The sequence below is a fragment of the Mesorhizobium sp. Root695 genome (assembly GCF_001428185.1).
In the GTDB taxonomy this organism is placed as follows: Bacteria; Pseudomonadota; Alphaproteobacteria; order Rhizobiales; family Rhizobiaceae; genus Mesorhizobium.
Genome location: NZ_LMHO01000012.1, coordinates 25,329 through 51,091 on the forward strand (window position 1 = coordinate 25,329; position 25,763 = coordinate 51,091).

Consider the following 25,763-nt stretch of genomic DNA (forward strand, 5'->3'; position numbering starts at 1 on the left):
TTCATCATTTTGAAAGTGAGTTCTAGTCTGGCGACTTGCAGATCTCGCCGAGGGTTTCCCGGCACTGCGAGTTGCATCGGATGAAAAAACCCATCTCTCATCCGAACCGATTGGCCGGCGTGCCCCGAACGCCGGTCCGCACCGCAAACAACCCGCCCTCTTGCGGATTTGCCTGCAAGTGCTCCCTGCTCATGGTAAATCGCGCCGACGTGACGAAGAGAGTATCGAAATTCTCGCCACCAAAAGCGCAACTCGTCGGCCAGCTGCAGGGCAGATCCACGACTTTGTCGAGAACTCCACCGGGAGAAATGCGGACGAGGCAGCCGCCGCCCGCAACGCGGCAATTCCAGACATAGCCCTCCGCATCCACGCACGACCCATCTGGCAGACCGCGCGGAAAGTCCGAGAAGAAAAGGCGCCTGTCGGTTATTCGCGATTGCACCCTATCCCAGCGATAGCTGAATATCTGGTTCTTCATCGTGTCCGCCGTGACGAAGGTATCATCCGCCATCCAGATCATGGTGTTGGTGATACCGAAACGATCGGCGCTGAGCGCCTCCACAATGCCGGTCGTGGCGACGCGATAGATCCGCCCCGCATCCCGCGAAATATCGCGCGGAAGGTCATCCGGGCCGATATTGTTTTCCATGGTTCCGACCCAGAATGAGCCGTCTGGGGCGACCACGCCCTCATTCAACCGTGTGTCCGGACTATCCGGTTCGATCGTCGCGATCGCCCTGAAGTTTTCCCCGAAATCCCACAATGCCACGTCCTTTCGCAACCCGACGATTGCGCCACCGTTCCTGCGCAGGCCGATCGAGGTTGCGAGGTCCGGAGCTTGCCAGCTCTGGTGATCGAGAGTGTCCGGATCGAGCCGGTGGATACGCCGCCCGATAATATCCACCCAGATCAGTGTTTTCCTGTTTTCGTCCCAGATCAGGCTCTCCCCGACGACATCCCGGGCATCGAACACGAAAATCGCCTGCATCTCTCCGCTATCCATGCGTTGCCTCGTTTGTCGCGCTTGTTGGCGTCACTTGACAGACAACATCTCACAAAGATATAGGCATTTCAAGAAAACATGTCATACAGGTTGAGGGCAAATGGTGGCCAATCGTAGCATGATGCCGGAGGAGACCAATCCCGGCCTGGTCAGCGCCGCTATTCAGGCCATCACCCAATACATCCGCGTCGAGGGACTCGGCCCTGGCGACCTCTTGCCAAGCGAAGCCGACATGACCCGCAGGCTCAGCGTCTCGCGGACGGTGGTGCGGGAGGCGTTTCGATCGCTGTCGGCGATGCGCCTCATCGACATGAGCGCCGGTCGGCGCGCCAGCGTCGCCAAGCTCGACATCGGTGCCATGTCGATGGTGATCGAGCACGGCGTCACCACCGAACAGATCAGCGTCCACCAGGTTTATGATGTTCGCCGCACCATCGAAATGCGCACGGTGGCGCTCGCCGCACTCCGGCGGAGCGATGCCGAGGCCGCTGAAATACAAGAATACGCGCGACTGATGCGCGAGAACTATCGTACGCCTGAGATCGTCATGGAGCACGACATCGCATTCCATGAGGCGATCGCGCGGGCTTCTCACAACCCGGTGTTCTCGTTGATCATCACCGCCTTCAGCGGCGTCACGCGACGCACCTGGGTGATCGGCTGGCGTACACGCGCCTCCGTGGAAGATCAGATCAAGATGATTGAGGGTCACGCTGATATTGCCCGAGCGATCATCGCGGGAAATCCGCAACTTGCCGCCGAACACATGGCCGCGCATTTCGACAAGAGCGTCAAGGCGCTGAACGACGCGGGGATTGCATGAAAATCCGCGCGATCGAGACCATTCGCATCGAAGAGCGGCCCAATCTGCTCTGGGTCGAGGTGCATACCGACGAAGGCATCACCGGCCTTGGCGAAACCTTCTTCATGGCGCGCACGGTCGCGGAATACCTGCACGAATATGTTGCGCCACGCGTCATCGGCCGCGATCCGCTGCAGATCGATCTGCTGTCCGCGGATCTGGTTGGCTATCTCGGTTTCCGCTCAAGTGGCGCCGAGGTTCGCGGCAATTCCGCCTTCGACATCGCGCTCTGGGACATTTTCGGCAAGGCGACAAACCAGCCGATAGCGCAGCTTCTTGGAGGCTTTTCACGGCAGTCCATCCGCACCTACAATACCTGCGCCGGCACCGAATACATCAAGGACGGCAAGGGACAGACCACCGCAAACTATGGTCTCGGCACGAAGCAAGGCTACGACGACCTGAACGGGTTTCTCCACCGCGCCGACGAATTGGCGGCGGAACTCCTTGAAGACGGTATCACGGCCATGAAGATCTGGCCCTTCGACCATGCCGCCGAGAAAAGCAGGGGGCAGGATATCACCGCCGCCGACCTCAAAGCCGCGTTGCATCCTTTCGAGAAGATCCGCAGGGCCGTCGGCGACAGGATCGACATCATGGTCGAGTTCCATTCGATGTGGCAGCTCCTGCCCGCGATCAAGATCGCAAAGGCGCTCGGACCTTATGGCACATACTGGCACGAGGATCCGATCCGCATGGACAGCCTCGGCGATCTCAAGCGCTATGAGGCCGCGAGCCCGGCGCCGATCTCGGCGTCAGAAACCTTGGGCAGTCGCTGGGCATTCCGGGATCTGCTGGAGACCGGCGCCGCAGGCATCGTGATGCTGGACATTTCCTGGTGCGGCGGACTTTCGGAAGCACGCAAGATCGCCGCGATGGCGGAGGCCTGGCACCTGCCAGTCGCCCCGCACGACTGCACTGGGCCTGTGGTTCTGGCGGCGTCGACACATTTGTCCCTCAACGCGCCCAACGCACTCGTACAGGAGAGTGTGAGGGCATTCTACCGGACCTGGTATCGCGACCTCGTGACCGCGCTACCGGAAGTCAAGAACGGCATGATCACCGTACCGCCCGGCCCGGGCCTCGGGCTGGAACTCAATCCCGACCTCGGTCGGGCCTACACCGTCCATCGCCGCGTCTCGGACAAGGCGGACATCTGAATAACACTCAACGGGAGGAATAGTAATGAAACGACTGACTGCAACGCTTTTGCTCGCCACGACGCTGTTCGCGGGGCCTTCCATCGCCAGCGCCGACGGGCTCAACATCGTCTTTACGCACCATTCGTCAGCCTCGAACACCTTCTGGCAGGCGGTGAAGAAGGGCTATGACGATGCCTGCGGCAAGGTCGAGGCCAAGTGCAACATGATCTTCACCCAGACCGAGGGTTCGGTCGAGCAGCAACTCGCCAACATGCGCGCAGCACTTGCCGCCAAGCCGGATGCCTTGCTGACCTCGATCGTCGACAACAAGGCGTTCGACGACGTCATCAAGGAAGCGCGAGACGCCGGCGTCTTGGTGATTGCCGTCAACGTCGATGACACAGAAGGCGCCAGGGGCAATGCCCGGCAGGCCTTCATTGGGCAAGGTTTCAAGCCGGCGGGCTATTCGCTCGGCAAGGCGATTTCCGAGAGCTTCCCGAAAGAAGGGCCAATCAAGATTCTGGTCGGCATTTCCGCACCAGGCCAGAACTGGTCGGAAAGTCGCGGCGCAGGCGTGATACAGTTCCTGGAAGAGTACAAGGCCGCCCATCCCGACCGCCAGGTCTCATGGGAGCGGATTGACAGCGGAACAGACCTTGCGGTCACGTCCGATCGTGTCGGCGCCTATCTCAACGCGCATCCCGACACCACCGCCTATTTCGACACCGGCTTCTGGTGCGCGGGCGTTGCGCGGTCCTTGCAGGATCGCGGTGTCGCGCCGGGCAAGGTTCTCCTTGGCGGCTTCGATCTGGTGCCGGAAGTCCTGCAGCAGATGCAGAAGGGCTATGTGCAGGCCCTGGTGGACCAGCAGCCCTACATGCAGGGCTTCATGCCGGTGATGGAAGCCTACCTGAACAAGAAGGTAGGTCTGGCACCCTCCGACATCGATACGGGCCAAGGCATCGTACGCCCGGACCAGGCCGACGCGATCATGACGCTTTCCGCGCAAGGTCTGCGTTAGGCCCACACGCGCCATGTGTTCACCCGGCGGTGCCCGCGCCGCCGGGTGGTCCCTCGCCTCATTCCTGGAGCCTGCCTTGAAACGCCTCTTCAAGACCTATCTGGAAAAACCGGAACTGGCTGGACTGATCCTGCTGGTGCTTCTGGTGGTGATTTTCGAGATCCGCTCGGATGGCGTGTTCCTCAACCAGGATAACCTTCGTGGCATACTCGGCATTCTGCCGGAAACGGGCCTCGTCGCCATCGGTGTCACGATCTTGATGATCAGCGGCGAGTTCGACCTGTCGGTTGGATCGGTGTTTGCGCTGATGCCGATGTCCATGGCCGTCCTCATGGTCGAGGGTGTGCCTTTCCCACTCGCTTTGCTGGCCGGCCTTGGCGTTTGCGCGGCTATCGGCTTCATCAACGGCTATGTGACGATCCGGTTCGAGATCCCGAGCTTCATCACCACGCTTGGCATGCTGTTCATCGCCCGGTCGCTGACGATCGTCGTCTCGGGCGGGTTTCCACCCCTGCTTCCCGCGGATCTGCCGAACTGGCTGTTCACCTCGTTTGTCGGTCCCGGCCACATGTTCCGCATGTCGTTCCTGTGGTTTGTCGGAATTGCCGTGCTGACGTCGCTGATGCTTTCCCGAACCAATTTCGGCAACTGGATAAAGGCCACCGGTGGCTTCCATCCCGCTGCCGCCTCGATGGGCATTCCGACCGCAAGGGTGAAACTCGCATGCTTCATGCTTTGCTCGATGCTGTCCGGTTTCGCCGGCATGTTGCAGGTGCTGAGACTGGGCTCTCCTCTGCCTTCCATCGGCGAGGGTCTGGAACTCCAAGCAGTCGCCTCAGCGGTCATCGGCGGCGCTTCGCTGGCAGGCGGCATCGGTACGGTCGCAGGCGGTATTATCGGCACGATCCTCATCCGCATTATCGACAACGGGCTTGTGCTCTCGCAAGTCGACGCGAACTGGTTCAAATTCGCGATCGGCTTCCTGACCATCTTCGCCGTCGTCGCCAATGCCTGGATGCGCAAGCGTGCCAAGGCGATCAAGATGGAGAATTGAGATATGGACGACGCGATCATCTCCGTCCGCAATCTTCACAAATGGTACTCGGGCGTCCATGCACTGAAGGGCGTGAGCCTCGACTTCAAGCGAGGCGAGGCGCTCGGGCTGATTGGCGACAATGGTGCCGGCAAGTCGACGCTCATCAACATTCTATCCGGCGTCCAAACAGCCGATGAGGGTGAAATCCTGGTCGACGGCAAGCCGGTGCGGATCGCCAGGCCGCGCGATGCGATGAACCTCGGTATCGAGACCATCTACCAATACAATTCCATGGTTCCCACCATGTCGATTGCCAGGAACCTGTTTATCGGGCGGGAACCGACGCGGTTTTCCGTGTTCGGCGTGGGCATCCTCGACCAGAAGAAGATGGGCAGCGAAAGCATCAAGGCGATCGCCAATGTCGATCTGCATCTGCGCTCGCCCGATGCGCTGGTCGGTGAACTGTCAGGGGGCCAGCGGCAGGGCGTCGCCATAGCGCGCGCCATGCACTTCAAGTCGAAAGTGATGATTCTCGACGAGCCGACCAACCATCTCTCGGTCAAGGAAACGCAGAAGGTGATCGGCTTTGTTCGCGGCTTGAAGGAGCAGGGTGTCACCGGCGTCTTCATCAGCCACAACATGCATCACGTTTTTGACTGCTGTGATCGCGTGGTCGCGATGGCGCGAGGCGAGGTCGTGCTCGACAAGCGCATCGAGGAAACCTCCATCGACGAAGTCCACAACGTGCTTTGAGAAGCGGGTAACGGTGATGACGGACCTTTCGGGCAAAGTTGCGCTGTTGACGGGCGGTCTGGGTTCGCTCGGCCGTGCCCAGGCTGCCGCACTTGCACGCGCCGGCGCTCGCGTGCTTTTGCTTGACCGCCCCGAGACTGTCGAAGGACCTGGGATCGCGGCTGAATTGGCGTCGGCGAGCAAGGGTGCGATCGTCTATATCGGCTGCGACTTGAACCAGTTGGCCGAAGCCGAAGCGGCGGTCAGGGCGCTCGCCGACGAAGAGGGCGCGATCGACATCTTGATCAACAACGCGGCGCTTATCATCAACCGTCCCTTCGAGGAATTTTCCCTCGCCGAATATGAGGACCAGATCCGCGTGAATTCCTCGGCTGCCTTCGCGCTGGCGCGCGCCTGCGCTCCTGGCATGAAGAAGAAGGGCAACGGGAGGATCGTCAATTTTTGTTCGGTGACGCTGAACGGCCGCTGGGAGGGTTACGTGCCTTATGTAGCTTCGAAGGGCGCCATGCTGGGTCTCACGAAGTCTCTGGCGCGGGAATTGGGACCGCACGGCATTACCGTAAACGCAGTGTCGCCGGGCGCTGTCGTTTCCGAGGCGGAGAAGCGCGTTTTCGGAGAACGGCTCCAGGAATACAACGACTGGATTCTGACCAACCAGAGCTTGAAGCGTCGCATCGAGCCGCAGCATGTCGCCGATCTCGTGCTGTTCCTTGTCTCCCCAGACTCGGACATGATCAGCGGCCAGAACATCAATGTCGATGGTGGCTGGTAGAAGTGGCGTTCCGTCGATGACAAATAGTGATGCGGTCGAGCTTGCCGACGGGCGCGCAAGCCTGGTGGTGAGCCCTCGCCAGGGCGCCGCCATCCTGCGCTACGACGCGCTGCGCCCGGGCCGGGTGCCCATGCCTGTTATCAAGCCATCGACGGGTCTGCTGAAGTTCGGGTCTCAACTGTTGATTCCATGGTCGAACCGTATTTCCGGCGGGGGCTTCGAGTTCGAAGGGCGCTACCATGCGATCGAACCCAATGTCGAAGGCGAGCCGTTCCCGCTCCATGGCGACGGTTTTCAAAAGCCGTGGCGGCTGACACGACGAACCGGCACTGAAATGGAGCTGGTTTTGGAAAACGGTGCAATCGGGCCCTATCGCTACCATGCAAGTGCCCGCTACGCGCTGGAGGATGGCGCGCTGGCCGCGATCCTGACCGTTGAGAACCGCGCCGCCATGTGCCTGCCCTACGGGCTCGGCTTCCATCCGTGGTTTCCGCGCGGCCCGCGCACCTCTCTCCAAGCATCTGCGGCAAGGGTCTGGCTGGAGGACGAACGTCACCTGCCGACGGCGGCTGTGTCGCTCAATTCCCGGCCGGACTGGGATTTTTCGCAAACCGCGCTCCTTCCCGACACCTGGGTCAACAATGCGTTCGAAGGCTGGGACGGCCGTGCCTCGATCGCCCAGCCGGATGACGCCATCATTGTCACGCTCGAGGCATCGTCGACGCTGAACGTCTTCGTTCTCTATTCGCCGGCACGAGATGCTGATTTCTTCTGTTTCGAACCGGTTTCACATGTCGTGGACGCCCATCATGGCAGCGGCCTGACGACGCTGGAACAAGGCAGATCGACAAGCGCGCATTTGCGTCTACGCTGGGACGAGCTCTAGCGCCGAATCCGGAGTTGCGAAGCGGCGTTAGTCGGTGCAGGGACATGGCCGGACATAGGCCTTTTCCGTTGGGCGTCTGTCGCTCTGCCACACGCCGACTTGAAGAAGCGACCATGGCACTCCACAATGTTGAAACATCCTGCCCTGTGACGAGAGAGTGGTAACGAACATGATCTTTCTGCCTGATGACGATGGTGTCTTTCTCGGCCGCGCCCGATCACCGGCCGCCCCACATCCCCTCGTGGTCACGGTCCGCGACGGCACGGTTTTCGACATTACGTCACGTACGGCACCGACTGTGCGTGACATCTGCGAGATGGCCGATCCTGCCGGCCATGTGCTATCGGCCAAGGGCAGACCGATCGGATCGCTCGACGACATCGCCGCCAACAGTTTCGAGACCAAGCGCGATCCGGCAAAACCGTATTTGCTCTCCCCGGTCGACCTGCAGGCGGTCAAGGCCTCGGGCGTCACCTTCGTCGTCAGCCTGCTGGAACGGGTGATCGAGGAACAGGCGCGCGGTTCGGCGGAGAAAGCCGACGCCATCCGCGCCGACATTGCCGGACTGATCGGCCACGATCTGTCGAAGCTGAAGCCCGGTTCGTCCGAAGCGATGGAGATCAAGGCCAAGCTCATCGCGCGCGGCGCCTGGTCGCAATATCTGGAAGTCGGCATCGGCCCCGACGCCGAGATTTTCACCAAGTGCCAGCCGATGGCCTCGGTCGGCTTCGGCGCCGATGTCGGCCTGCACCCGGTGTCGACCTGGAACAATCCGGAGCCCGAGATCGCCATGATCGCCGCCTCAAGCGGCAGGATCGTCGGCGCCACCATCGGCAACGACGTCAATCTGCGCGACGTCGAGGGGCGTTCGGCGCTTTTGCTCGGCAAGGCCAAGGATAACAATGCCTCGGCCGCACTCGGTCCCTTCATCCGGCTGTTCGACGACACGTTCTCGATCGATGACGTGAAGCGGGCCGTCGTGCGCCTGAAGGTCGAGGGCGAGGACGGGTTTTCGCTGGAGGGCGCAAGCTCGATGGCCGAGATCAGCCGCTCGCCTGAAGAACTGGTTGTCGCCGCCATGGGGCCGCACCACCAGTATCCGGACGGGCTGGCGCTCTATCTCGGCACCATGTTCGTGCCGTCGAAGGATCGCGGCGAGAAAGGCAAGGGCTTCACCCACAAGGTCGGCGACATCGTCACCATCTCGTCGGAAAAATTCGGTGTGCTGGTCAACCGTGTGCGGCTGTCGCCTGACTGCCCGCCCTGGACCTACGGCGCCAGCCATCTGATGCGGGAACTGGCGAAGGCCGACCTCATCTAGCCGGCTTTTGCCCCGGATCGCCATCAACACAATTTTATGCGAAAGCCGGGTGACTGCGGACGCAATCCGCTCCAAGATCGCTGCGCGGTCGGGGGGCCGTCCGTATGTCTGATTCGCCGATACTATTCGTGCGCAATGTTGCCAGACGCTTTGGCGGCACGGTCGTGCTCGAAGACATGAACCTTGTGATCGAGCGCGGCTCGATCCACGCGGTGGTTGGCGAAAGCGGCGCCGGCAAATCGACGCTGATAAAGGTGCTGGCGGGCATCGTCCGGTCGGACAGCGGCACCATCGAGTTTGACGGCAAGAGGGCAACGATCAGCAACCCCAATGCGGCGCGAAAGCTCGGCATCGGCGTCGTCCTGCAGCAGGCCGGGCTGTTTCCGGAGCGCCCGGTTCTGGCCAATCTGTTCGTCAACCGCGAACCGCTGCACAACGGGCTGATCTCGCGGCGCGAAATGGAGGCGCGCAGCCGTGACCTGCTTCGCCAGCTTGGTCTCGCCGTCGATGTCCACGCGCCGCTCGGCGAGCTCGGGCCGGCTGAGCGGCAACTCATCGCGATCGCCCGTGCGCTTCTGGAAAACCCGAGACTGCTCATCCTCGACGACCCTCATTCGGCGCTCGACCGACGCGAGACAGATCGGCTTTTCGCGGTGCTGCGAGGACTGAAGGGCAAGGGCATGAGCATGCTCTACGCCTCGAACCGGCTGAAGGATGCGCTGGCCATCGCCGACCAGCTGACGGTCATCCGCAACGGCCGCGACGTGCTGTCAAAGGCGCGCCAGGAGCTGACGACATCGGAGGAAGCGATGATCGGCCAGTTGCGCCAATCGCTGTTTCCGCTGCCGCTCAGGGCCATGCCGACGCTTGCCGGCACGCTGCGGCCGCAACTCGCGGTTTCGGGGCTTGGCGGCGGTAGATTGTCCGACGTCAGCTTTGCGGCGCGCGCGGGCGAGATCGTCGGCCTTGCCGGGCTTGCCGGCTCCGGCGTGTCGGACCTGATTGCCCTTTTGTTCGGAGCGCAAAAGGCGGGCGCGGGCAGAGTGCGCTTCCCGGACGGGGACGGCTTGCCGAAGACACGAACAGAGGCGGCGCGGCGTAACATCTGCATGATTTCAGGCGAGCGCGGCAACGGGCTGATGCAAGACAAGTCCATCGCCTTCAACCTGGCGAACGTTGTCGTCGGCGCACGCGACTGGGGGTCGCGCTGGTATTCACCGGTGATGGCGCTCGGCCGCGCCGCGCGGCAGATCGAGGCGCTGCGCATCAGGTCCGCTCCCTCGACGCCGGCGGGCTCGCTGTCGGCCGGCGGCCAACAGAAGGTAATCATCGCCAAATGGCTGGAAATCGGTCCGCAAGTGGTGCTGCTCGACGAGCCGGCGCGCGGCATCGATATCGGCAGCAAGCAGGAGATCTACGCGTTGATCCGGCAGATGGCGGCCAGCGGATGCATCGTGCTGCTGCATTCGAGGGAGTTGTCCGAGCTGACCGGCTTGAGCGATCGCATCCTTGCTTTCCACCAGGGCCGGCTCGCGGGCGAGATCGCCGGCGCCGACATGGATGGCGCGAGGCTGCTGCAGCTGATTGCGCCGGGCGAGGCAGAGGGCGAAGGCCAACAGACCAGTCGCGAGGGCGTTGCATGACCAGAACCGATACCGCACCGCCCTTAGCCGGATCGGCGAACCGTAAGCCGGGGCGCCGCATTCGGCTGCCGGCAGAAACCGGTGCCGCTGTCGGGCTCGCCGCCCTGGTCGGGCTGCTCGGCTGGCTCCAGCCCTCCTTCCTCGATCCGGCCAATCTGTCGTTACTGCTGGGGCAAGCCGCCCTGCCCGGCCTGCTGGCTATCGGCATGGTGTTCGTGCTCACCATGCGCGACATCGACCTTTCGGCGGGCGCGGCGTTCCATCTCGCGGCGGCTGCCGCAGCCCTTTTGATGATTGCCGGCATCGACCCCTGGCTTGCCGCCCTGGCCGGGATCGCGCTTGGCGCTGGCCTCGGCCTCATCAACGGGCTGCTGGCGATCACGCTGCGCTTGCCGGCCATGGTGGTGACGCTTGGCACCTGGTGGATGATCGAGGGCCTGTCACTGGTGGCCGGCAAGGGACAGACAATCGCACCGCCAGGCGCAAACAGCGGTTTCTTCACGACGCTGTCAGGCAAGGCCTTCGCGGTGGTGCCGGCGGCTTGCATCGTTTTCGCCCTGCTGGCATTGGCGATGCACGTCGTGCTCCATCGCACCCGCTTTGGTTACCGGGTCCAGGCCGTCGGCAGCAACAGCCAAGCCGCTGCCTATGCCGGCATTCCGACGCCCAAGGTGCGGCTGCTGACGCTGGTGCTGATGGGTGCGATAGCCGGGCTGGCCGGCGTGATCCATGTCGGCGCCCAGGGCTCCGTCGCCCCCGGTGACGGCAGCAGCTTCATGCTGCTGGCGATTGCGGCGGCCATCATCGGCGGCACATCGCTTTCAGGTGGCCATGGCAGCGTCATTGGCGCGGTGATCGGCATCCTGCTCGTCCAGGTGATCCTGAGCGCAATGAACCTGCTTGACGTCGATGCCGCGTGGAGCACCTTCGCCACCGGCGCCCTGACCGTGCTCGCGCTGGCGGTGGACCGGCTCTTCAGGATGTGGCGCAACCTGCGTGCTGGACACGGTGAAGACAATCTGCTCGGCTGAGCCTCGACACCAATATCCGACAGTCGGAAAATCACCTGAACTGATGCAATCTGATGGGAGCGTTGATGGCGCCTCGTCGGACGACAACTACGACTTTCAGATAGAGGCTTGCCATCCGTCGAAAAAGGGAATGCTCTGATGCATCCAACCGGCGCTGGCAAAAGACGCAATCCGGCGGTCGCCGGAACACAAGGACGGAATCGGAACTGACCATCTACAAACGGGAGGAAATCAAATGCTGACACGGCTAAGACTCGTTCTATACGGCCTGTTGGTGGCGCTGATGGTGATACCGGCAGCGGCACAGGCCAAGACATTCTACTGGATTTCGCATGGCGGCCCGGCCGATCCGGTCTGGACCTACTTCCTGGCCGGCGCCAAGCAGTGGGCCAAGGACACTGGCAACACGGTCAACACCTCGTTCCACAATGGCGATGTCGCCTCGCAGCAGGAAGCGGTTCGCGCTGCCCTCTCCGCCAAGGCCGACGGCATCGTCACCACGAGCCCCGATCCGGGCAGCCTGATCGAGATCGTCAAGGAAGCGCGGGCAGCGAAAGTGCCGATCATCAATTTCAACACGCCCGACCCGAAAGCCGACTTCAACGCCTATGTCGGCGGCGACAATGTCACCTTCGGCAAGCACTGGGCGCAGTATCTGGTCGACAAGGGCCTGGTGAAGAAGGGCGACTTCGTCTGGATGCCGGTCGAGATTCCCGGCGCCACCTATGGCGTCCAGGAAGAAGAAGGCATCAAGAGCGTCTTCGAGCCGCTCGGCATCACCTATGAAATCACCGAAGCGACGCTCGACCAGGCTGAAGCCATCAACCGCATGGTCGACTACCTCACCGCCAACAAGGCCAAGGTCAAGGCGATCATCGGTCTCGGCGACCTTGTCACCGGCTCGATCAAGCGGGTGTTCGACCAGGCCGGCATCAAGGCGGGCGAAATCCCGGTAGTCGGATGGGGCAACTCGCTCGACACCACCCAGGAAGTGCTGAACGGCTACGTCAATGCCGGCCAGTGGCAGGACCCGCAGGCGACCAGCTATGTCGCGCTTTCGCTGGCCAACATGGCCGCCAGCGGCATTCCTCCGGGCTTCAACGTCATCACCGGCGCGCTCTACGAAAAGGACACCGCGCAGATCTACGACGACATCCTGTCCGGCAAGTGACATCCCAGCCCTCAACAGTCGCGACCGCCCGGCGGTCGCGACTGACGTCTCCGTTTTCGCCGAGCCCTTTGCACGCGAATGTGCAGGGCTCAGCCTTTCCACTCATGTCGCGGGTTGCTCGTGGAAAATCGTTCGCTCATCCAACGCCTGATCGCGCGGCCAGAATTTGGCCCCTTCGTGCTGCTCGTGGTCGAGATCGCCGTTTTCTGGGGTTTCAATCACGACTTCCTGTCGCCGCAGAACATCTCCAACACGCTGGCCTTCACGGTCGAGCTCGGCCTGATCGCGCTGGCGATGACGCTATTGATGACGTCGGGCGAATTCGACCTGTCCGTCGGTTCGCTGTTCGGTTTCTCGCCGGTACTTATGTGGACGCTGTTCAACAGCGGCCTCACCTCGCTTGAGGTCGGCTTTGTCGCCGCACTGCTGGTCGCCGCCTTCATCGGGCTGGTCAATGGCTGGTTCGTGACACAGCTCAAGATCCCATCCTTCCTGGTGACCCTCGGCATGCTGCTGGTGGTGCGCGGCACCGCTCTTTTCGTCACCGACGGTTTTCCGCAGCGCACCTGGAGCGCCGAAGGCAGCTGGCTGGCGGAGGCGTTGGTCGGCGACTTCTTCATCGGGCCGTTCCGCATCTACATGTCGCTGTTCTGGTTCATCGCCGCGGCCATCGCGCTCGGCTATGTGCTGACGCAAAGCCGAACCGGCAACTGGATTCAGGCGGCCGGCGGCAACCCCAGCGCCGCGCGCGCCCGCGGCGTCAACGTCAGCGGCGTCAAGATCGGCCTGTTCGTGCTGTCGTCGGTCATGGCGTCGCTCGCCGGCGTCATCTCTTCGCTGCGCACTTCCGCGGCCAACCCCAACAGCGGCACCGGCTATGAACTCGAAGTCATCGCCATGGTGGTGATCGGCGGCACAGCACTGACCGGCGGGCGCGGCACGATCATCGGCACCGTGCTCGGCATCCTGATCCTGCGCGTGATGCGCAACGGCATCGTGCTGATCGGCGTGCCCGGCCTTGCCTACAATATCTTCATCGGCGCCATCATCCTTGGCATGATGGCGCTGCATTCATGGCTGGAACGCCGGCATCAGGCGGGGACTTGAACGATGGCCGGGCCGCTGATCCGCATGCAGAACATCCGCAAGTCCTATGGCCGCGTGCAGGCGCTGGAGGATGCCAATTTCCACGTCAATGAGCGCGAGATCGTCGGCCTGCTCGGCGACAATGGCGCCGGCAAGTCGACGCTGATCAAGGTGCTTTCGGGTGCGGTCCCGCTGACCAGCGGCGACATCTTCATCCGCGGCAAGAGGGTGAATTTGCGCAGCACCAGCGACGCCATCGCCCAAGGCATCGAGACGATCTACCAGGACTCGGCACTGGTCACGCAACTGTCGATCGCCCGCAATCTGTTCCTCGGGCGCGAACCGATCAAGCCGCCGCGCTTCCTCAACCGGATGGACCAGGACGCCATGAACGTGGTCGCCCGCGACCTGCTCAAGCAGGTCGGCATCTCCAAGAACATCCCGCCGACGACGCCGATCGGCTCGCTGTCCGGCGGCGAGCGCCAGGCGGTGGCGATCGCGCGCGCCATGCATTTCGACAGCGACCTGATCATCTTGGACGAGCCCACCAACAATCTCGGCGTCGCCGAGACACAGGGCGTGCTGAGTTTCGTGCGTAACGCCCGCGATTCCGGCCATTCCTGCATTTTCATCGCGCACAACATTCACCATGTCTTCCAAGTGGTCGACCGCATCGTCGTCATGCGCCGGGGCAAGGTGGTCGCCGACGACATCGACCCGAAGAAAACCAGCGTGGCGGAGGTCGAGCGGATCATCACCGGCATGTCGGACAAGGAAATCCGCGATGCCATCGCCGATGGCAAGCCATCGCACTGACTATCGGGTGATGGGCGGCAATCAAACCGTCACCTCAAATCGCATCGCTTATCGGCGCATAGGGTTGCGGCATGAAAGCCACCGTCTCGGATATCGCCCGCAATTGCGGGCTGTGGGTTGCGGCATGAAAGCCACCGTCGCCGATATCGCCCGCAGCTGCGGACTGTCGACCGCAACGGTCGACAGGGCGCTCAACAACCGGCCGGGTGCGAGTGCGGCCAACCGGCAGCGCGTCATGGAGGCGGCCAAGCAGCTCGGCTACCTGCCGGTCGCCGATCAGGTGACGCTGCCGTCACGGCCCGCCCATCTCGAATTCCTGCTGCCCATCGGCAGCAATGCCTTCATGCGCGATCTCGCCGGGCATATCGAGGACTATGCCGCGCGCCTGCCGCTCGTCGCCTCGTGCCGGGTCCACAACCTTGCCGGTATCTCGCCGAACGCACTGCAGACAGCCGTCGAAAACCTGTCGCTCAGGGCCAATGGTGTCGGTGTCATCGCCGTCGATCATCCGCGCACACGCAACATCCTGCGCGACATCGTCGACGCCGGCATGCGCCTGGTGACGCTGGTGTCCGACGTTCCGGCGGCGCCGCGATCGGCGTATGTCGGCATCGACAACCGGGGGGCGGGACGAACGGCGGCGCTGTTGATGGGACGCTTCCTTGGCGGTCGCACCGGCCATCTGGCGATGGTCGTCGGCTCGCGCTCCTATCGCGGCCACGAGGAACGCGAAATGGGTTTCCGCTCCGTGCTCAATGAAGAGTTCCCCAACCTGACGGTTAGCAGCGCCGTCGAGATCAACGACGAGCCCGACGTCAGCTACACCGAGACCATGAAGGCGCTGCACAACGAGCCTGAGCTGCTCGGCATCTATTGCGTCGGAGCCGGACACTCGGGCATTGCAAAGGCGATCCGGGAAGCCAGGCCGAACCGCAAGCCGGTGTTCATCTGCCACGACTTGACGAAGGACACACGGGGCCACCTCGTCGACGACCTGCTCGATGTCGTCATCGACCAGAATGCCCGGCTGATCGCGGAACAGTCGGTCATTCGCCTGCTCGGCTCGATTGCGTCCTCCGCACCCTATCTGACGCGGAAGTTCATCGAACCGCGCTTGATCTTCAGGGAAAACGTGCCGGTGCAGTGAGGTGGGCGGCCCCGGCAAAGCCTGTTTCCAGATTTGTAAGACAATTGACCCGGCGAATCTGCACAGCAGCTATGCACAATTCATTGTTGCCGAATCATTGGGCAACTCATAGGTTCTGGTTGTCGGCCATCTACTCCTCCCAGATGCGATGCCGACGCTGAATGGGGTGCACCTCCTCCCGCGCCACATTCGAAATCGAGCCCGCTGCCACCTCCTCCCGGCAGCGGGCTTTTTTCGTTCAGCCGTCGGAAATTCCGGTGCCGCCCTGCGCCAAGGGGGCGCTAGGAATCCCTCGGTCGCAGACCGGCAAATCGCCAACAGTCGCGGCGGATTTCAACCGGCGGCGGTGCCCCGGAAGGATACGATCAACCCTTCGGCCATGCGCACGAACTGCGTGCTCGGACCTTCGGTACCCACGGTCTGCACGCTGACACGTGCGCCCTCGAACAGCAGCGACAGCGTATCGGCGAGCAGCTCGGCCTGACCAATGCCGGCATCCCGACATAACGTCACAAGGCGCGCGCGCTGGGCTTCCTTGAGCTCCTTGATCACCAGCCTGGCCGGATGGTCCGGCTCGGTCAGCTCAGCGGCGGCATTGGCCATGTCACAGCCACGGCCGTCAGCATTGAGCATGGCAGCCGCCTTGCGAACCCAGGCGTGCACTTGCGCAAGCTTGTCACCAGGAAATTCGGCCTCGAATGCATCCCACATGGCGCTGGCCTTAGCCGCATTGGCGCGCAGACATTCGACGATCAGCTCGTCCTTGGATTCGAAGTGACGGTAGAGCGTCATCTTGTTCGTGCCGGCAGCTTCGGTGATAGCATCGACGCCGACGCCCTTGATGCCATGCTTGTGGAACATGTCGCGTGCCGTCTCCAGGATTCGATCCCGGGGACGTGAGCGCTCCACGACGCCGTCTGTCATCATGATCTCCTTTCGTTTCCTAAAAACCACGGCCACCTCTTGACTAGGGTGTTACCGGTCTGTAACTATGCAAATGTTACTTACTGGTAACACCTATGTCGCCTTCCGTCAATAACAAGGCCGTGAACTGGTCCTGCCAGATCGGAATGAGCGAAAAACTGCAATTCATGCGGCTCCGGCCGGTGAAGAGATGAAAAACGGTTCGCGAGCATGGGCTGCGAATCGACAGACAAGGAGCCGGCCAATGCCGCAGCGCCGCGATCTTACCATAGATGAGGCCGTCCGGGATCCGATGATCCGGCTGGTCATGAAAGCAGATGGGGTCGACCCCCGCGCTTTCGAGAAGATGCTTCGCTCGCTTGCCGATGGGCAGCGTGGCGAGGTGCCGTTGCTGCGGTCACGGGAAGCCTCCCGTGACGGGCACGGCCAGTTGTCCAGGGTTGCCAGCGCCTTCGGGCGGGCAAGAGCGGCCGGGGAGGCTTGCGTCTCGTGGTAAACTTCTTCATCCACCGTCCGATCTTCGCCTCGGCGATCGCCATCATCATGGTGCTCGCCGGGACGATTTGTTATTTCCTGCTGCCCGTCTCGCAGTTTCCCGACATCACACCGCCGCAGGTCGTGGTCAGCGCCCATTATCCGGGCGCCAGCGCGCAAGTGGTGGCCGACACGGTGACGACGCCGCTGGAGCAGCAGATCAACGGCGTGCAAGGCATGACCTACATGTCGTCGACGAGCTCCAATGACGGCTCCTCGACCATCACCATCACCTTTGATGTCGGTTATTCGCTGAGCACAGCAGCCGTCGACGTCCAGAACCGCGTCTCGCAGGCCGCCTCGTCGCTGCCGGCGATCGTCAACCAGGGCGGCGTGACGATCAAGAAACAGAACCCGAATTTCGTCCTCATCGTCAACCTGACCTCGCCCGACAGTTCGGTCGATCCGGTGGCACTGAGCAACCTTGCCTATCTGCAGGTGGTCGATCCGCTGAAGCGGTTGCCCGGCGTCGGCGACGTGCAGATCTTCGGCGAGCGTCGCTATTCGATGCGCGTCTGGCTCGATCCCGACAAGCTCGCCAATCTCGGCATCACCGCAGTCGACGTCCAAAACGCCATCGCAGAGCAAAACGTCCAGGTGGCGGCCGGCAAGATCGGCCAGTCGCCGGCTCCGGCCGGTACTGCCTTCGAGATGCAGGTCAATGCCGTCGGCCGCTTGAGCGATCCCAAGGAATTCGGCGACATCGTCGTGCGCGCCAACACGGATACCGGCTCGCTGGTGCGGCTGCGCGACGTTGCCCGCATCGAGCTCGGCGCGCTGCAATATTCGTCGTCGGCCTTCTTCGGCAAGGACCCGACCGTGGTGCTCGCCGTCTACCAGATGCCCGGTTCCAACGCGCTCGATCTTCAGCAGCGCGTCAAGGACAAGATGCAGCAGCTTTCGGGACGGTTCCCGAAGGGCGTCTCCTATGCGATGCACTACGACACCACCCGCTTCGTCTCGGCGTCGATGCATGACGTGCTGATCACGCTTGGCGAAGCGCTGGTGCTGGTCGTCGCCGTGGTGTTCATCTTCCTGCAGAGCTGGCGCACGACAATCATCCCGACCATCGCCATTCCGGTGTCGCTGGTGGCGACGCTGGTCGTCATGGAGATGCTCGGCTTCTCGCTCAACATGCTCTCCCTGCTCGGCATGGTGCTGGCGATTGGCCTGGTCGTCGACGATGCCATCGTCGTGGTGGAGAATGTCGAACGACAGCTGGAGGCCGGGCTCAAGCCGCTCGCGGCGACGAAGGCCGCAATGGCCGAGGTCACCGGTCCGATCATCGCCACCACCGCCGTGCTGATGGCGGTGTTCGTGCCGGTCGCTTTCATTCCCGGCGTCTCCGGCAAGCTCTACAACCAGTTCGCGCTGACGGTGGCGATTTCCGTCGGCATCTCAGCCTTCAACTCGCTGACGCTGAGCCCCGCGCTCAGTGCTGCCTTCCTGCGGCATCGCGGCGAGACGCAGTTCGCCCCGTTCCGCTGGTTCAACACCGGCTTCGACAGGCTGTCGCACGCCTATGCCAATGGCGTGCGCATTCTCATCCGCTTGCGCTGGATCATGCTCGGCCTGTTCGCGGCCGGACTGGTCGCCACCTACTTCGTCTGGCAGCGCCTGCCCTCGACCTTCCTTCCGGTCGAGGACCAGGGCTATTTCTTCGTCGTCATCCAGTTGCCCGACGGCGCGTCGCTGGAACGCACCGACGCGGTGGCGCAAAAGGCGCGCGACATCCTGCAGGCAACGCCCGGCGTCGACATTGTCGGCTCGATCAGCGGCCTGAACTTCCTGACCAGTGCCGCGCAATCGAACTCGGCGGTCGAATTTGCCATCCTGAAGCCCTGGGAGGAACGCGGCCCCGACCAGAGTGCCTCGAAGCTCGTCGCCGACGTACGCGGCAAGCTGATGCAGATTCCGGAAGCCTTCGCGCTGAGCTTCGATCCGCCGTCGATACCGGGTATCGGCACCACGGGCGGCTTCGAATTCGTCGTCGAGGATCTCACCGGTCGCGGCAGTTCGGCCCTCAACGATGCCACGCAAGCGGTGATCGCCGAGGCGCGCAAGCAGCCGGAGATCAACCCGCAGCAGCTGTTCTCGCCATTCTCGACCTCGACGCCGCAGTTCAACTACGACCTCGACCGCAGCAAGGCGAAACTGCTCGGCCTCAACCTGCCGGATGTGTTCAACACGCTGCAGATCTATCTCGGCTCGCTTTACGTGAACGACTTCAACCTGTTCGGCCGCACCTTCCGGGTGACCATCCAGGCCGACAAGGATGCACGTGCGGGTGCCGCCGACATTTCGCGGCTCTATGTACGCAACGCCTCCGGCGGCATGGTGCCGCTCTCGACGCTGGGCAAACTCGTGCCCTTCGTCGGCCCGGAAACCGTACCGCACTACAACAACAACGCCTCGGCCTCGATCAACGGCGGTGCCGCACCGGGTTTCTCCTCGGGCCAGGCGGTCGCTGCCATGGAACGGGCCGCGGCCACCGCACTGCCCAGGGATTTCGGTTTCGAATGGACCGGCATCACCTTCCAGGAACTCAAGGCAGGATCGATCGCGTCCGTCGTCTTCGGCCTCGCTATCGTCTTCGTCTTCCTGATCCTGGCGGCGCAATATGAGAGCTGGGCGATGCCGTTCATGGTGCTGCTGGCGGTGCCGCTCGCACTGTTCGGCGCGTTCGTGGTGCTGTGGGTGCGTGGCATGCAGATCGACGTCTACTCGCAGATCGGCTTCGTCATGCTGATCGGACTGGCGGCCAAGAACGCGATCCTGATCGTCGAGTTCGCCCGGCGACGGCGCGAAGAAGGCCTCAGTATCGTCGATGCGGCGATGGAAGCAGCACGGCTGCGGCTGCGGCCGATCCTGATGACGGCCTTCGCCTTCATCCTCGGCGTGCTGCCGCTGATGTTTGCGACCGGCGCCGGTGCGGCAAGCCGGCAGTCGATCGGCACCACCGTGTTTGGCGGCATGGTCGCGGCGACCATCCTGTCGCTGGTGTTCGTGCCGGTGTTCTACGCGGTCATCGAACAGCTGCGCGAACGCCGCGGCAATGACGAGCCCGCCTCTCAAGACAATGAACCAACCGCCGAACCCGCCTTCCCTCCCCTGGCGGAAGCGGCCGAATAAGATTGGAGACTAATCATGCGTAAATGGAAAATCGCGTTGGGAACGGCTGTCGCGCTGGGTGCGATCTCGGTGGCCAGCGTCCACCTGCTCGACATGGGCAATCTCAGCCTCAATGCCGGCACGGCAGGCGCGGCGCCTGCTCCTGCGGCGTTCGTCATGCCGGTGCCGGTGGTCAGCGTCGTCAGAAAGACGATCCCGATCTATCTCGACTATGCCGCGCGGACGGAGCCTATCCGCAGCATCACCTTGCAGGCCAGGATTCCTGGCTATCTGCAGGAGCAGATCGCTGCTGACGGGGTCGACGTCCGGCAAGGCGATCTTCTTTACAAGATCTCACCTGACGACTTCCAGGCGGCTCTTGACCAAGCGAAGGCCCAGGTACAGCGCGACACGGCGACGCTCGACTATGCCCGCTCCAGCCTTGGCCGCGGCACCGAGCTTGCCAAGAGCGGCTACCTCGCCAAGGACGGCTTCGACCAGCGCACCAGCACCTTGCGCGAAGCGCAGGCGTCGCTGGCGCTCAACCAGGCTGCCGTTAGAACGGCAGAGCTCAATCTGAGCTATGCCGAAATCCGCGCGCCGTTTGGCGGACGCCTGGGCCGCAACCAGGCCTCGGTCGGAACCCTGGTCAGCGTCGCCGGCACGGTGCTCAACACGCTGGTGCAGCTCGATCCGATCTACGTCACCTTCAATCCGAGCGAGACGGATCTGGCCGAAATCGAGCAGGCCCGTGCGAACGGCCCGATCGAGGTCGAGGTCTTGCTTCCCGGCGAGACCGAGGCCAGCCAGAAGGGCGAACTCACCTTCATCGACAATTCGGTCGACCGTTCGACCGGCACGATCACGGCACGCGCCACGATCGGCAACGGCAAGTTCACGCTGCTGCCTGGCCAGTATGTTCGGGTCCGGCTGCATGTGAGGCAGCAGGCCGACGCGCTGATGGTGCCGCAGACCGCGCTGGGCTCGAGCCAGCTCGGCAAATATCTCTACGTCGTCGGCAAAGGCAACACGGTCGATCAACGGCTGGTCTCGCTCGGGCCGACGAGCGGCGATCAGGTGGCCATACTGAGCGGCGTCGCCGAGGGCGACCAGGTGATCACAGGCAATCTGCAGAAGATCGGCCCCGGAGCACCGGTGTCGCCGATGCCGGAAAAGCCGGCAACCTGAACACCCCCGTCAGGTCCGGCTTCAGCGCGGCGCCCCGACCTTCCCACAGGTCGCGGGCGCCGTTTTCGTGAGCAGTTCCACCAGGCCGGCGACATCGGCGCGGTCGGCCTTGGCCGGCGGCATGAACGCGCAGTAGGGATGGCCGAGGCGAACCGATACGGGTGAGAGCTCGATCAGCCGCCCCGCTTCCAGATCGGCGCGAGCCATGACCCGCTGACCAAGCGCGATGCCCAGGCCCAACCTCGCCGAGGCGATCGCCAGGCTGGACAGGCCAACGCGACGCCCGTGCGACGGATCGGGTGAGCGGCTGCCGCCGGAGGCCGCGAACCAATCCGCCCAAGTCGGGTGCGAGGCATAGTTCGGCCCCCAATTGGTGTGGATGAATTGGCTCTCGTGCAGATCGGCCAGACTGGGATCGCCATTGCCGTGCCGGCGCCAGAATTCCGGCGCGCAGACGGGCAGGACGTCGTCGTGGACGAGACGGACGAGCTTCAATCCGGGATAGTGATAGTCGCCATAGCTGATGCGCAGATCGATGTTCTGGCGCATCAGGTCGACCGGGTCGTCCTCGACCCGAACGTCGATCGCCATCTGCGGGAAGGCATCGAGAAGCATCGCCAGCCTCGGCGCCAGCCACAGTTCGGCCAGCGAGAACGGCACGCTGACGACCAGACGCGTCCGCAAGCCGCCCTCCAGCATGCGCCGGCCTATGGCGGCGATGTCGCCCAAAGCCTTCGCTGTCTGCGGATAGATGGCGTGGCCGGCGTCGGTGAGCGCGATGCGGTTGCCGCTGCGCACGAACAGCTGCTTGCCGAACCAGGTTTCGAGATTGCGGATCTGCTGGCTGACCGCCGCCGACGACACGCCGAGTTCAGAGGCGGCCAGAGTGAAGCTGCCGGCACGCGCCGCAACCTCGAAAGCCTTGATCGCATTCAGCGGGGGCAGGCGTTCCATATCCCCTCCATAAGTTTTTCTTGCTCAATCCTAACTATTTTCCGCATTGAGAGAAAGATTTTTTTGCCGTCTCATAGGGCCCACAACCTTCGGAGCTATGACGATGAAAGACATTCTCGATCTCGACCGCTACCCGCTCGATCGCGAAGGCAGCGCCGAATGGCAACGCCTCGTCGAACAATCCATCGCCGCGCTCGAAGCCGACGGCATGTTCAATCTCGAAGAGTTTTTGCGCCCCGGCGTGGCTGAGAAAGCCGTGCGCGAAATCCAGCCGGTGATGGCCGCGCGATCGCATGTGCACAAGCGGATGCACAACATCTACTTCAAGCCCGACATTCCCGAGCTTGCGCCCGACCATCCGGCGCTGCGCAAGGTCGAGACAACAAGCCACACCGTCTGCGCCGACCAGATTCCGGGCAGCGTCGTGCTCGCCATCTACGAATACGGGCCGCTGCTGCACTTCCTGGCGGCAACGATGGGCAAGACCAGACTGCATGTCATGCAGGATCCGCTGGCCCGAACCAACGTCATGGCCTATCGCGCCGGCGAGGCCCTGAACTGGCATTTCGACCGTTCGGAATTCACGACGACGCTGTTGTTGCAGGCAGCGGAGCGTGGCGGCGACCTCGAATATCGCACCGATCTGCGATCTGACGACAATCCGAACTATGATGGCGTCGCCAGATTGCTTGAAGGGCGTGACCCCGATGCAAAAATCCTGCGCATGAAGCCGGGCACGCTGAATGTCTTCCGCGGCAAGAACACCGCGCATCGCGTCACCACAGTCGAAGGCGAGCGCGAGCGCATGATCGCGGTGTTTTCCTACTATGAGAAGCCCGGTGTGATGTTCAGCGCCGAGGAGCGTGTCGGTTTCTACGGCCGCGCAGCCTGAGGCTGAAGAAACAGCCATGCCAGCGGTTCCCAGGAATCCGAAGATGACCTCTTGTTAGATTGTCGACAATCTGCTTGCCTTGCTTTCGGTTTCCTTGGGAGCAGCCGAATGGGGAAAGCGGAGTCCACCACGAACTGGTCGACAAGATCCTGGTCGACGGCGTCGAAATCCGCAAGGAAGCCACGGCCGCGTCGAGCGGTTATTTCTGAGCGTCGACGCCGCTTGCGCGCGGGCGCTTGATCGAAGCACGGTTCAGCGCATACCCTCCCAGAGGCAGGGAGGGCTATCGATGGATCTTTTCAAGCTGGACGGCGATGTCGCGCTGGTCACCGGCGCCGGCAGCGGCATCGGCCAGGCAATCGCGATCGGACTGGCCGAGGCAGGCGCCGACGTCGCCTGTTTCGGCCATGCGTCGAAGGGTGGGCTGGACGAAACCGCGCACCGGATCACGGCGCTCGGCCGCAAGGCGCTGGTGCTAACCGGAACGGTGACGTCGCAGAGCGATCTCGCGGCGGCGATCGATCGCGTCGAGGCGGAACTCGGTGCGCTGACCGTCGCAGTCAACAATGCCGGCATTGCCGGCTCTGAACCCACCGAAACGATGCCGCTGGAGACATGGCGGAAGGTGCACGAGGTCAATGTCGCCGGTGTCTTCCTGTCCTGTCAGGCCGAAGCGCGCAAGATGCTGGCGCGAGGCAAGGGCTCGATCATCAACATCGCATCGATGTCGGGCACCATCGTCAACAGAGGCCTGACGCAGGCGCACTACAACTCTTCGAAGGCCGCCGTCATCCACATGTCGAAGAGCCTCGCCATGGAGTGGGCCGATCGCGGCTTGCGCGTCAACGTCGTCAGCCCAGGCTACACGCTGACGCCGATGAACAAGCGGCCGGAGGTGGCGGAAGAGGTGAAGATCTTCAAGCGCGACACGCCGATGGGGCGGATGGCGGCGCCGGAGGAAATGGTCGGGCCGACGGTGTTCCTGGCCAGCCGCGCAGCGAGTTTCGTCACCGGCCTCGACCTGATTGTCGATGGCGGCTACGTCTGTTGGTAGGGTTCGACTTCGCCTGCAGTGTGAATTTATATGTCCCGTGAGGCGTTAGTCGTTGCACGACATGAACCTTGGTATATATAATTTCATCCTATGAAACGGCCTTGGCGAGTTGGGGCTTGCCGGTCGACAGCCGAGAACATGGAACCTTGATGGCTCGCACCTTGCAGGGCGCCGCAAGACTGGCAATCGATCCGCAGATGACCGCTCCCGCAGCGATCCGTCGGCAGCCATGACGCGGACACTCCAATCCTGTTCCATCATCACTAGAATTGAGCACCATCTTGCCTGCGCTGGCCAAAGCCGGGGCAACAATTTGGCGCCGACGGCCTTGCGCAAAGACCAGTCTTTCCAACACAATCAAGAAAAGCCGCAAGAAGGGAACGAACGATAATTTTCACAGCTTGAAGGAGAACAAGCATGTCACTTCGCAGTGTGATTTCGAACCTAACAATGGGAGCCTTCGCAGTCGCCGCGGCGAGTGCACTGACACCTTCCGCCCAAGCCGCCGCACCGGAGTCCAACGATCCGATCAAGATCGCGCTGTTCGACTGGACCAGCGTCAATCTGAACGCCAAGATCCTCGGCGGCATCCTGGAAAAGCTCGGCTACACCGTCGAGTATCCCACCGCCGACTACCTCTCCAGCCTGACCACCGGCCTCACCAATGGCGACCTCGATATCGGCCTGGAGTTCTGGGACACGACCGCCGGCGAAGCCATGAAGGCCTCCGATGCCACCGGCCAGACCGAACGGCTGGGCAAGCTCGGACCCAAGGCCAAGGAAGAATGGTGGTTTCCCGAATACATGAAAGAGAAATGCCCGGGCCTGCCCAACTGGGAAGCGCTCAAGGATCCGAAATGCGCCGAAGCCTTCTCGACGGCGGAGACCGCACCGAAGGGTCGCTATCTTGGAGGTCCGGTGACCTGGGAAGGCTTTGACGACGAGCGTGTCGAGGCGCTGAAACTGCCCTTCACCGTCATCCATGCCGGCACCGACGCGGCGATGTTCGCCGAGCTGGATTCTGCCTATCAGCGCAAGGCGCCGATCATGCTGTGGATCTATTCGCCGCATTGGGCGCCGGCCAAATACAAGGGCGAGTGGGTCGAATTCCCCGAATACACACCCGAGTGCTACAACGACCCGAAATGGGGCGTGAACCCAGACGCCAAATATGACTGCGGCAAGCCGCATGGCGAGATCTGGAAATACTCCTGGTCCGGCATGAAAGACAAATGGCCTGTCGCCTACAAGGTGGCGAAGGCCTACACGATCGACACAGACGAGCTCAACAAGATGAGCGGCGAGATCGACCTGGACGGCAAGACGCCGGAAGACGTCGCCGCTGCCTGGATCGCCGCCCACGAGGCCGACTGGAAAGCCTGGGCGCAGTGATTGTTCCAACTGGAAAATGAGACC

23 protein-coding genes are annotated in these 25,763 nt (G+C 62.6%); 20 read left to right on the plus strand and 3 right to left on the minus strand.

Annotated elements, in window-relative coordinates; all coding sequences use genetic code 11:
* Positions 1–97: 97 nt before the first annotated feature.
* Entirely contained in the window at positions 98–1,003 is a 906-nt protein-coding gene (locus ASD99_RS13255) for an SMP-30/gluconolactonase/LRE family protein (protein ID WP_057143918.1), read from the minus strand.
* Between the two features lie 100 nt (positions 1,004–1,103).
* On the opposite strand from ASD99_RS13255, the gene ASD99_RS13260 reads away from it, so the two are divergent.
* From ASD99_RS13260 to ASD99_RS13325, 14 genes are all read left to right on the plus strand, one after another.
* Positions 1,104–1,826 carry a FadR/GntR family transcriptional regulator gene (locus tag ASD99_RS13260; RefSeq protein ID WP_056581258.1) on the plus strand — a complete coding sequence of 241 codons (723 nt, stop codon included), beginning with the start codon at positions 1,104–1,106 and terminating at the stop codon, positions 1,824–1,826.
* The gene (locus ASD99_RS13265; protein WP_056581260.1) at positions 1,823–3,025 is read left to right on the plus strand and encodes a mandelate racemase/muconate lactonizing enzyme family protein; all 1,203 of its coding nucleotides are present in this window, start codon (positions 1,823–1,825) and stop codon (positions 3,023–3,025) included. The genes ASD99_RS13260 and ASD99_RS13265 overlap by 4 nt, the downstream gene beginning before the upstream one ends.
* A 25-nt stretch (positions 3,026–3,050) precedes the next feature.
* On the plus strand, positions 3,051–4,028 hold the full coding sequence (locus tag ASD99_RS13270) for a sugar ABC transporter substrate-binding protein (protein WP_057143919.1): 978 nt from the start codon (positions 3,051–3,053) through the stop codon (positions 4,026–4,028).
* 76 nt (positions 4,029–4,104) lie between these two features.
* The gene (locus tag ASD99_RS13275) at positions 4,105–5,082 is read left to right on the plus strand and encodes an ABC transporter permease (RefSeq protein ID WP_057144103.1); all 978 of its coding nucleotides are present in this window, start codon (positions 4,105–4,107) and stop codon (positions 5,080–5,082) included.
* A 3-nt stretch (positions 5,083–5,085) separates the two neighbouring features.
* On the plus strand, positions 5,086–5,817 hold the full coding sequence (locus tag ASD99_RS13280; RefSeq protein WP_056581269.1) for an ATP-binding cassette domain-containing protein: 732 nt from the start codon (positions 5,086–5,088) through the stop codon (positions 5,815–5,817).
* A gap of 16 nt (positions 5,818–5,833) precedes the next feature.
* The gene (locus tag ASD99_RS13285) at positions 5,834–6,589 is read left to right on the plus strand and encodes an SDR family oxidoreductase (protein WP_057143920.1); all 756 of its coding nucleotides are present in this window, start codon (positions 5,834–5,836) and stop codon (positions 6,587–6,589) included.
* Between the two features lie 16 nt (positions 6,590–6,605).
* Positions 6,606–7,475: an aldose 1-epimerase gene (locus ASD99_RS13290; protein WP_082583264.1), complete on the plus strand. Its 870-nt coding sequence runs from the start codon at positions 6,606–6,608 to the stop codon at positions 7,473–7,475.
* A gap of 169 nt (positions 7,476–7,644) precedes the next feature.
* Positions 7,645–8,796 (plus strand): fumarylacetoacetate hydrolase family protein, encoded by a 1,152-nt coding sequence (locus ASD99_RS13295; RefSeq protein WP_057143921.1) that lies wholly within the window; start codon positions 7,645–7,647, stop codon positions 8,794–8,796.
* 104 nt (positions 8,797–8,900) lie between these two features.
* A complete protein-coding gene (locus ASD99_RS13300) occupies positions 8,901–10,439 on the plus strand; it encodes a sugar ABC transporter ATP-binding protein (protein WP_056581279.1) in 1,539 nt (512 codons plus the stop codon).
* Positions 10,436–11,470, plus strand: coding sequence for an ABC transporter permease (locus ASD99_RS13305; RefSeq protein ID WP_056581282.1), 1,035 nt, complete (start codon positions 10,436–10,438; stop codon positions 11,468–11,470). Before ASD99_RS13300 ends, ASD99_RS13305 begins: the two co-directional genes overlap by 4 nt.
* 235 nt (positions 11,471–11,705) lie before the next feature.
* Positions 11,706–12,641, plus strand: a complete 936-nt coding sequence (locus tag ASD99_RS13310) for a substrate-binding domain-containing protein (protein WP_056581285.1) — start codon at positions 11,706–11,708, stop codon at positions 12,639–12,641.
* Between the two features lie 120 nt (positions 12,642–12,761).
* Positions 12,762–13,748 carry an ABC transporter permease gene (locus ASD99_RS13315; protein WP_056581921.1) on the plus strand — a complete coding sequence of 329 codons (987 nt, stop codon included), beginning with the start codon at positions 12,762–12,764 and terminating at the stop codon, positions 13,746–13,748.
* Between the two features lie 3 nt (positions 13,749–13,751).
* Entirely contained in the window at positions 13,752–14,543 is a 792-nt protein-coding gene (locus tag ASD99_RS13320) for an ATP-binding cassette domain-containing protein (RefSeq protein WP_057143922.1), read from the plus strand.
* Positions 14,544–14,667: 124 nt separating this feature from the next.
* A complete protein-coding gene (locus tag ASD99_RS13325) occupies positions 14,668–15,690 on the plus strand; it encodes a LacI family DNA-binding transcriptional regulator (RefSeq protein WP_056581922.1) in 1,023 nt (340 codons plus the stop codon).
* 333 nt (positions 15,691–16,023) lie between these two features.
* Here the strand turns inward: ASD99_RS13325 and ASD99_RS13330 are convergent, their stop codons facing one another.
* The gene (locus tag ASD99_RS13330) at positions 16,024–16,614 is read right to left on the minus strand and encodes a TetR/AcrR family transcriptional regulator (RefSeq protein ID WP_057144105.1); all 591 of its coding nucleotides are present in this window, start codon (positions 16,612–16,614) and stop codon (positions 16,024–16,026) included.
* 244 nt (positions 16,615–16,858) lie between these two features.
* On the opposite strand from ASD99_RS13330, the gene ASD99_RS13335 reads away from it, so the two are divergent.
* From ASD99_RS13335 to ASD99_RS13345, 3 genes are read left to right on the plus strand one after another with little or no spacing between them, the layout of a single operon-like run.
* Positions 16,859–17,110, plus strand: a complete 252-nt coding sequence (locus ASD99_RS13335) for a hypothetical protein (RefSeq protein ID WP_056581291.1) — start codon at positions 16,859–16,861, stop codon at positions 17,108–17,110.
* Complete coding sequence (locus ASD99_RS13340) at positions 17,104–20,280, plus strand: efflux RND transporter permease subunit (protein ID WP_057144106.1); 3,177 nt, start codon at positions 17,104–17,106, stop codon at positions 20,278–20,280. Before ASD99_RS13335 ends, ASD99_RS13340 begins: the two co-directional genes overlap by 7 nt.
* 15 nt (positions 20,281–20,295) lie before the next feature.
* Positions 20,296–21,447, plus strand: coding sequence for an efflux RND transporter periplasmic adaptor subunit (locus tag ASD99_RS13345; RefSeq protein WP_057143923.1), 1,152 nt, complete (start codon positions 20,296–20,298; stop codon positions 21,445–21,447).
* Positions 21,448–21,468: 21 nt separating this feature from the next.
* Here the strand turns inward: ASD99_RS13345 and ASD99_RS13350 are convergent, their stop codons facing one another.
* A complete protein-coding gene (locus ASD99_RS13350; RefSeq protein ID WP_056581300.1) occupies positions 21,469–22,401 on the minus strand; it encodes a LysR substrate-binding domain-containing protein in 933 nt (310 codons plus the stop codon).
* Between the two features lie 103 nt (positions 22,402–22,504).
* On the opposite strand from ASD99_RS13350, the gene ASD99_RS13355 reads away from it, so the two are divergent.
* The 3 genes from ASD99_RS13355 (at position 22,505) to ASD99_RS13365 (ending at position 25,739) form a co-directional block, all read left to right on the plus strand.
* Complete coding sequence (locus ASD99_RS13355; RefSeq protein ID WP_057144107.1) at positions 22,505–23,293, plus strand: 2OG-Fe(II) oxygenase; 789 nt, start codon at positions 22,505–22,507, stop codon at positions 23,291–23,293.
* Between the two features lie 289 nt (positions 23,294–23,582).
* The gene (locus tag ASD99_RS13360) at positions 23,583–24,347 is read left to right on the plus strand and encodes an SDR family oxidoreductase (RefSeq protein ID WP_057143924.1); all 765 of its coding nucleotides are present in this window, start codon (positions 23,583–23,585) and stop codon (positions 24,345–24,347) included.
* Between the two features lie 417 nt (positions 24,348–24,764).
* Positions 24,765–25,739 (plus strand): ABC transporter substrate-binding protein, encoded by a 975-nt coding sequence (locus ASD99_RS13365; RefSeq protein ID WP_057143925.1) that lies wholly within the window; start codon positions 24,765–24,767, stop codon positions 25,737–25,739.
* The last annotated feature ends 24 nt before the right edge of the window (positions 25,740–25,763 follow it).

What these genes read in the sequence shown, in the direction of transcription:
- ASD99_RS13335 (WP_056581291.1), top strand. Translation starts at nt 16,859, where the DNA reads ATGCCGCAGCGCCGCGATCTTACCATAGATGAGGCCGTCCGGGATCCG.
- ASD99_RS13365 (WP_057143925.1), top strand. Translation starts at nt 24,765, where the DNA reads ATGTCACTTCGCAGTGTGATTTCGAACCTAACAATGGGAGCCTTCGCA.
- ASD99_RS13300 (WP_056581279.1), top strand. Translation starts at nt 8,901, where the DNA reads ATGTCTGATTCGCCGATACTATTCGTGCGCAATGTTGCCAGACGCTTT.
- ASD99_RS13320 (WP_057143922.1), top strand. Translation starts at nt 13,752, where the DNA reads ATGGCCGGGCCGCTGATCCGCATGCAGAACATCCGCAAGTCCTATGGC.
- ASD99_RS13330 (WP_057144105.1), bottom strand. Translation starts at nt 16,614, where the DNA reads ATGACAGACGGCGTCGTGGAGCGCTCACGTCCCCGGGATCGAATCCTG.
- ASD99_RS13255 (WP_057143918.1), bottom strand. Translation starts at nt 1,003, where the DNA reads ATGGATAGCGGAGAGATGCAGGCGATTTTCGTGTTCGATGCCCGGGAT.
- ASD99_RS13350 (WP_056581300.1), bottom strand. Translation starts at nt 22,401, where the DNA reads ATGGAACGCCTGCCCCCGCTGAATGCGATCAAGGCTTTCGAGGTTGCG.
- ASD99_RS13360 (WP_057143924.1), top strand. Translation starts at nt 23,583, where the DNA reads ATGGATCTTTTCAAGCTGGACGGCGATGTCGCGCTGGTCACCGGCGCC.
- ASD99_RS13265 (WP_056581260.1), top strand. Translation starts at nt 1,823, where the DNA reads ATGAAAATCCGCGCGATCGAGACCATTCGCATCGAAGAGCGGCCCAAT.
- ASD99_RS13325 (WP_056581922.1), top strand. Translation starts at nt 14,668, where the DNA reads ATGAAAGCCACCGTCGCCGATATCGCCCGCAGCTGCGGACTGTCGACC.
- ASD99_RS13355 (WP_057144107.1), top strand. Translation starts at nt 22,505, where the DNA reads ATGAAAGACATTCTCGATCTCGACCGCTACCCGCTCGATCGCGAAGGC.
- ASD99_RS13345 (WP_057143923.1), top strand. Translation starts at nt 20,296, where the DNA reads ATGCGTAAATGGAAAATCGCGTTGGGAACGGCTGTCGCGCTGGGTGCG.
- ASD99_RS13295 (WP_057143921.1), top strand. Translation starts at nt 7,645, where the DNA reads ATGATCTTTCTGCCTGATGACGATGGTGTCTTTCTCGGCCGCGCCCGA.
- ASD99_RS13285 (WP_057143920.1), top strand. Translation starts at nt 5,834, where the DNA reads ATGACGGACCTTTCGGGCAAAGTTGCGCTGTTGACGGGCGGTCTGGGT.
- ASD99_RS13290 (WP_082583264.1), top strand. Translation starts at nt 6,606, where the DNA reads ATGACAAATAGTGATGCGGTCGAGCTTGCCGACGGGCGCGCAAGCCTG.
- ASD99_RS13310 (WP_056581285.1), top strand. Translation starts at nt 11,706, where the DNA reads ATGCTGACACGGCTAAGACTCGTTCTATACGGCCTGTTGGTGGCGCTG.
- ASD99_RS13305 (WP_056581282.1), top strand. Translation starts at nt 10,436, where the DNA reads ATGACCAGAACCGATACCGCACCGCCCTTAGCCGGATCGGCGAACCGT.
- ASD99_RS13280 (WP_056581269.1), top strand. Translation starts at nt 5,086, where the DNA reads ATGGACGACGCGATCATCTCCGTCCGCAATCTTCACAAATGGTACTCG.
- ASD99_RS13270 (WP_057143919.1), top strand. Translation starts at nt 3,051, where the DNA reads ATGAAACGACTGACTGCAACGCTTTTGCTCGCCACGACGCTGTTCGCG.
- ASD99_RS13260 (WP_056581258.1), top strand. Translation starts at nt 1,104, where the DNA reads ATGGTGGCCAATCGTAGCATGATGCCGGAGGAGACCAATCCCGGCCTG.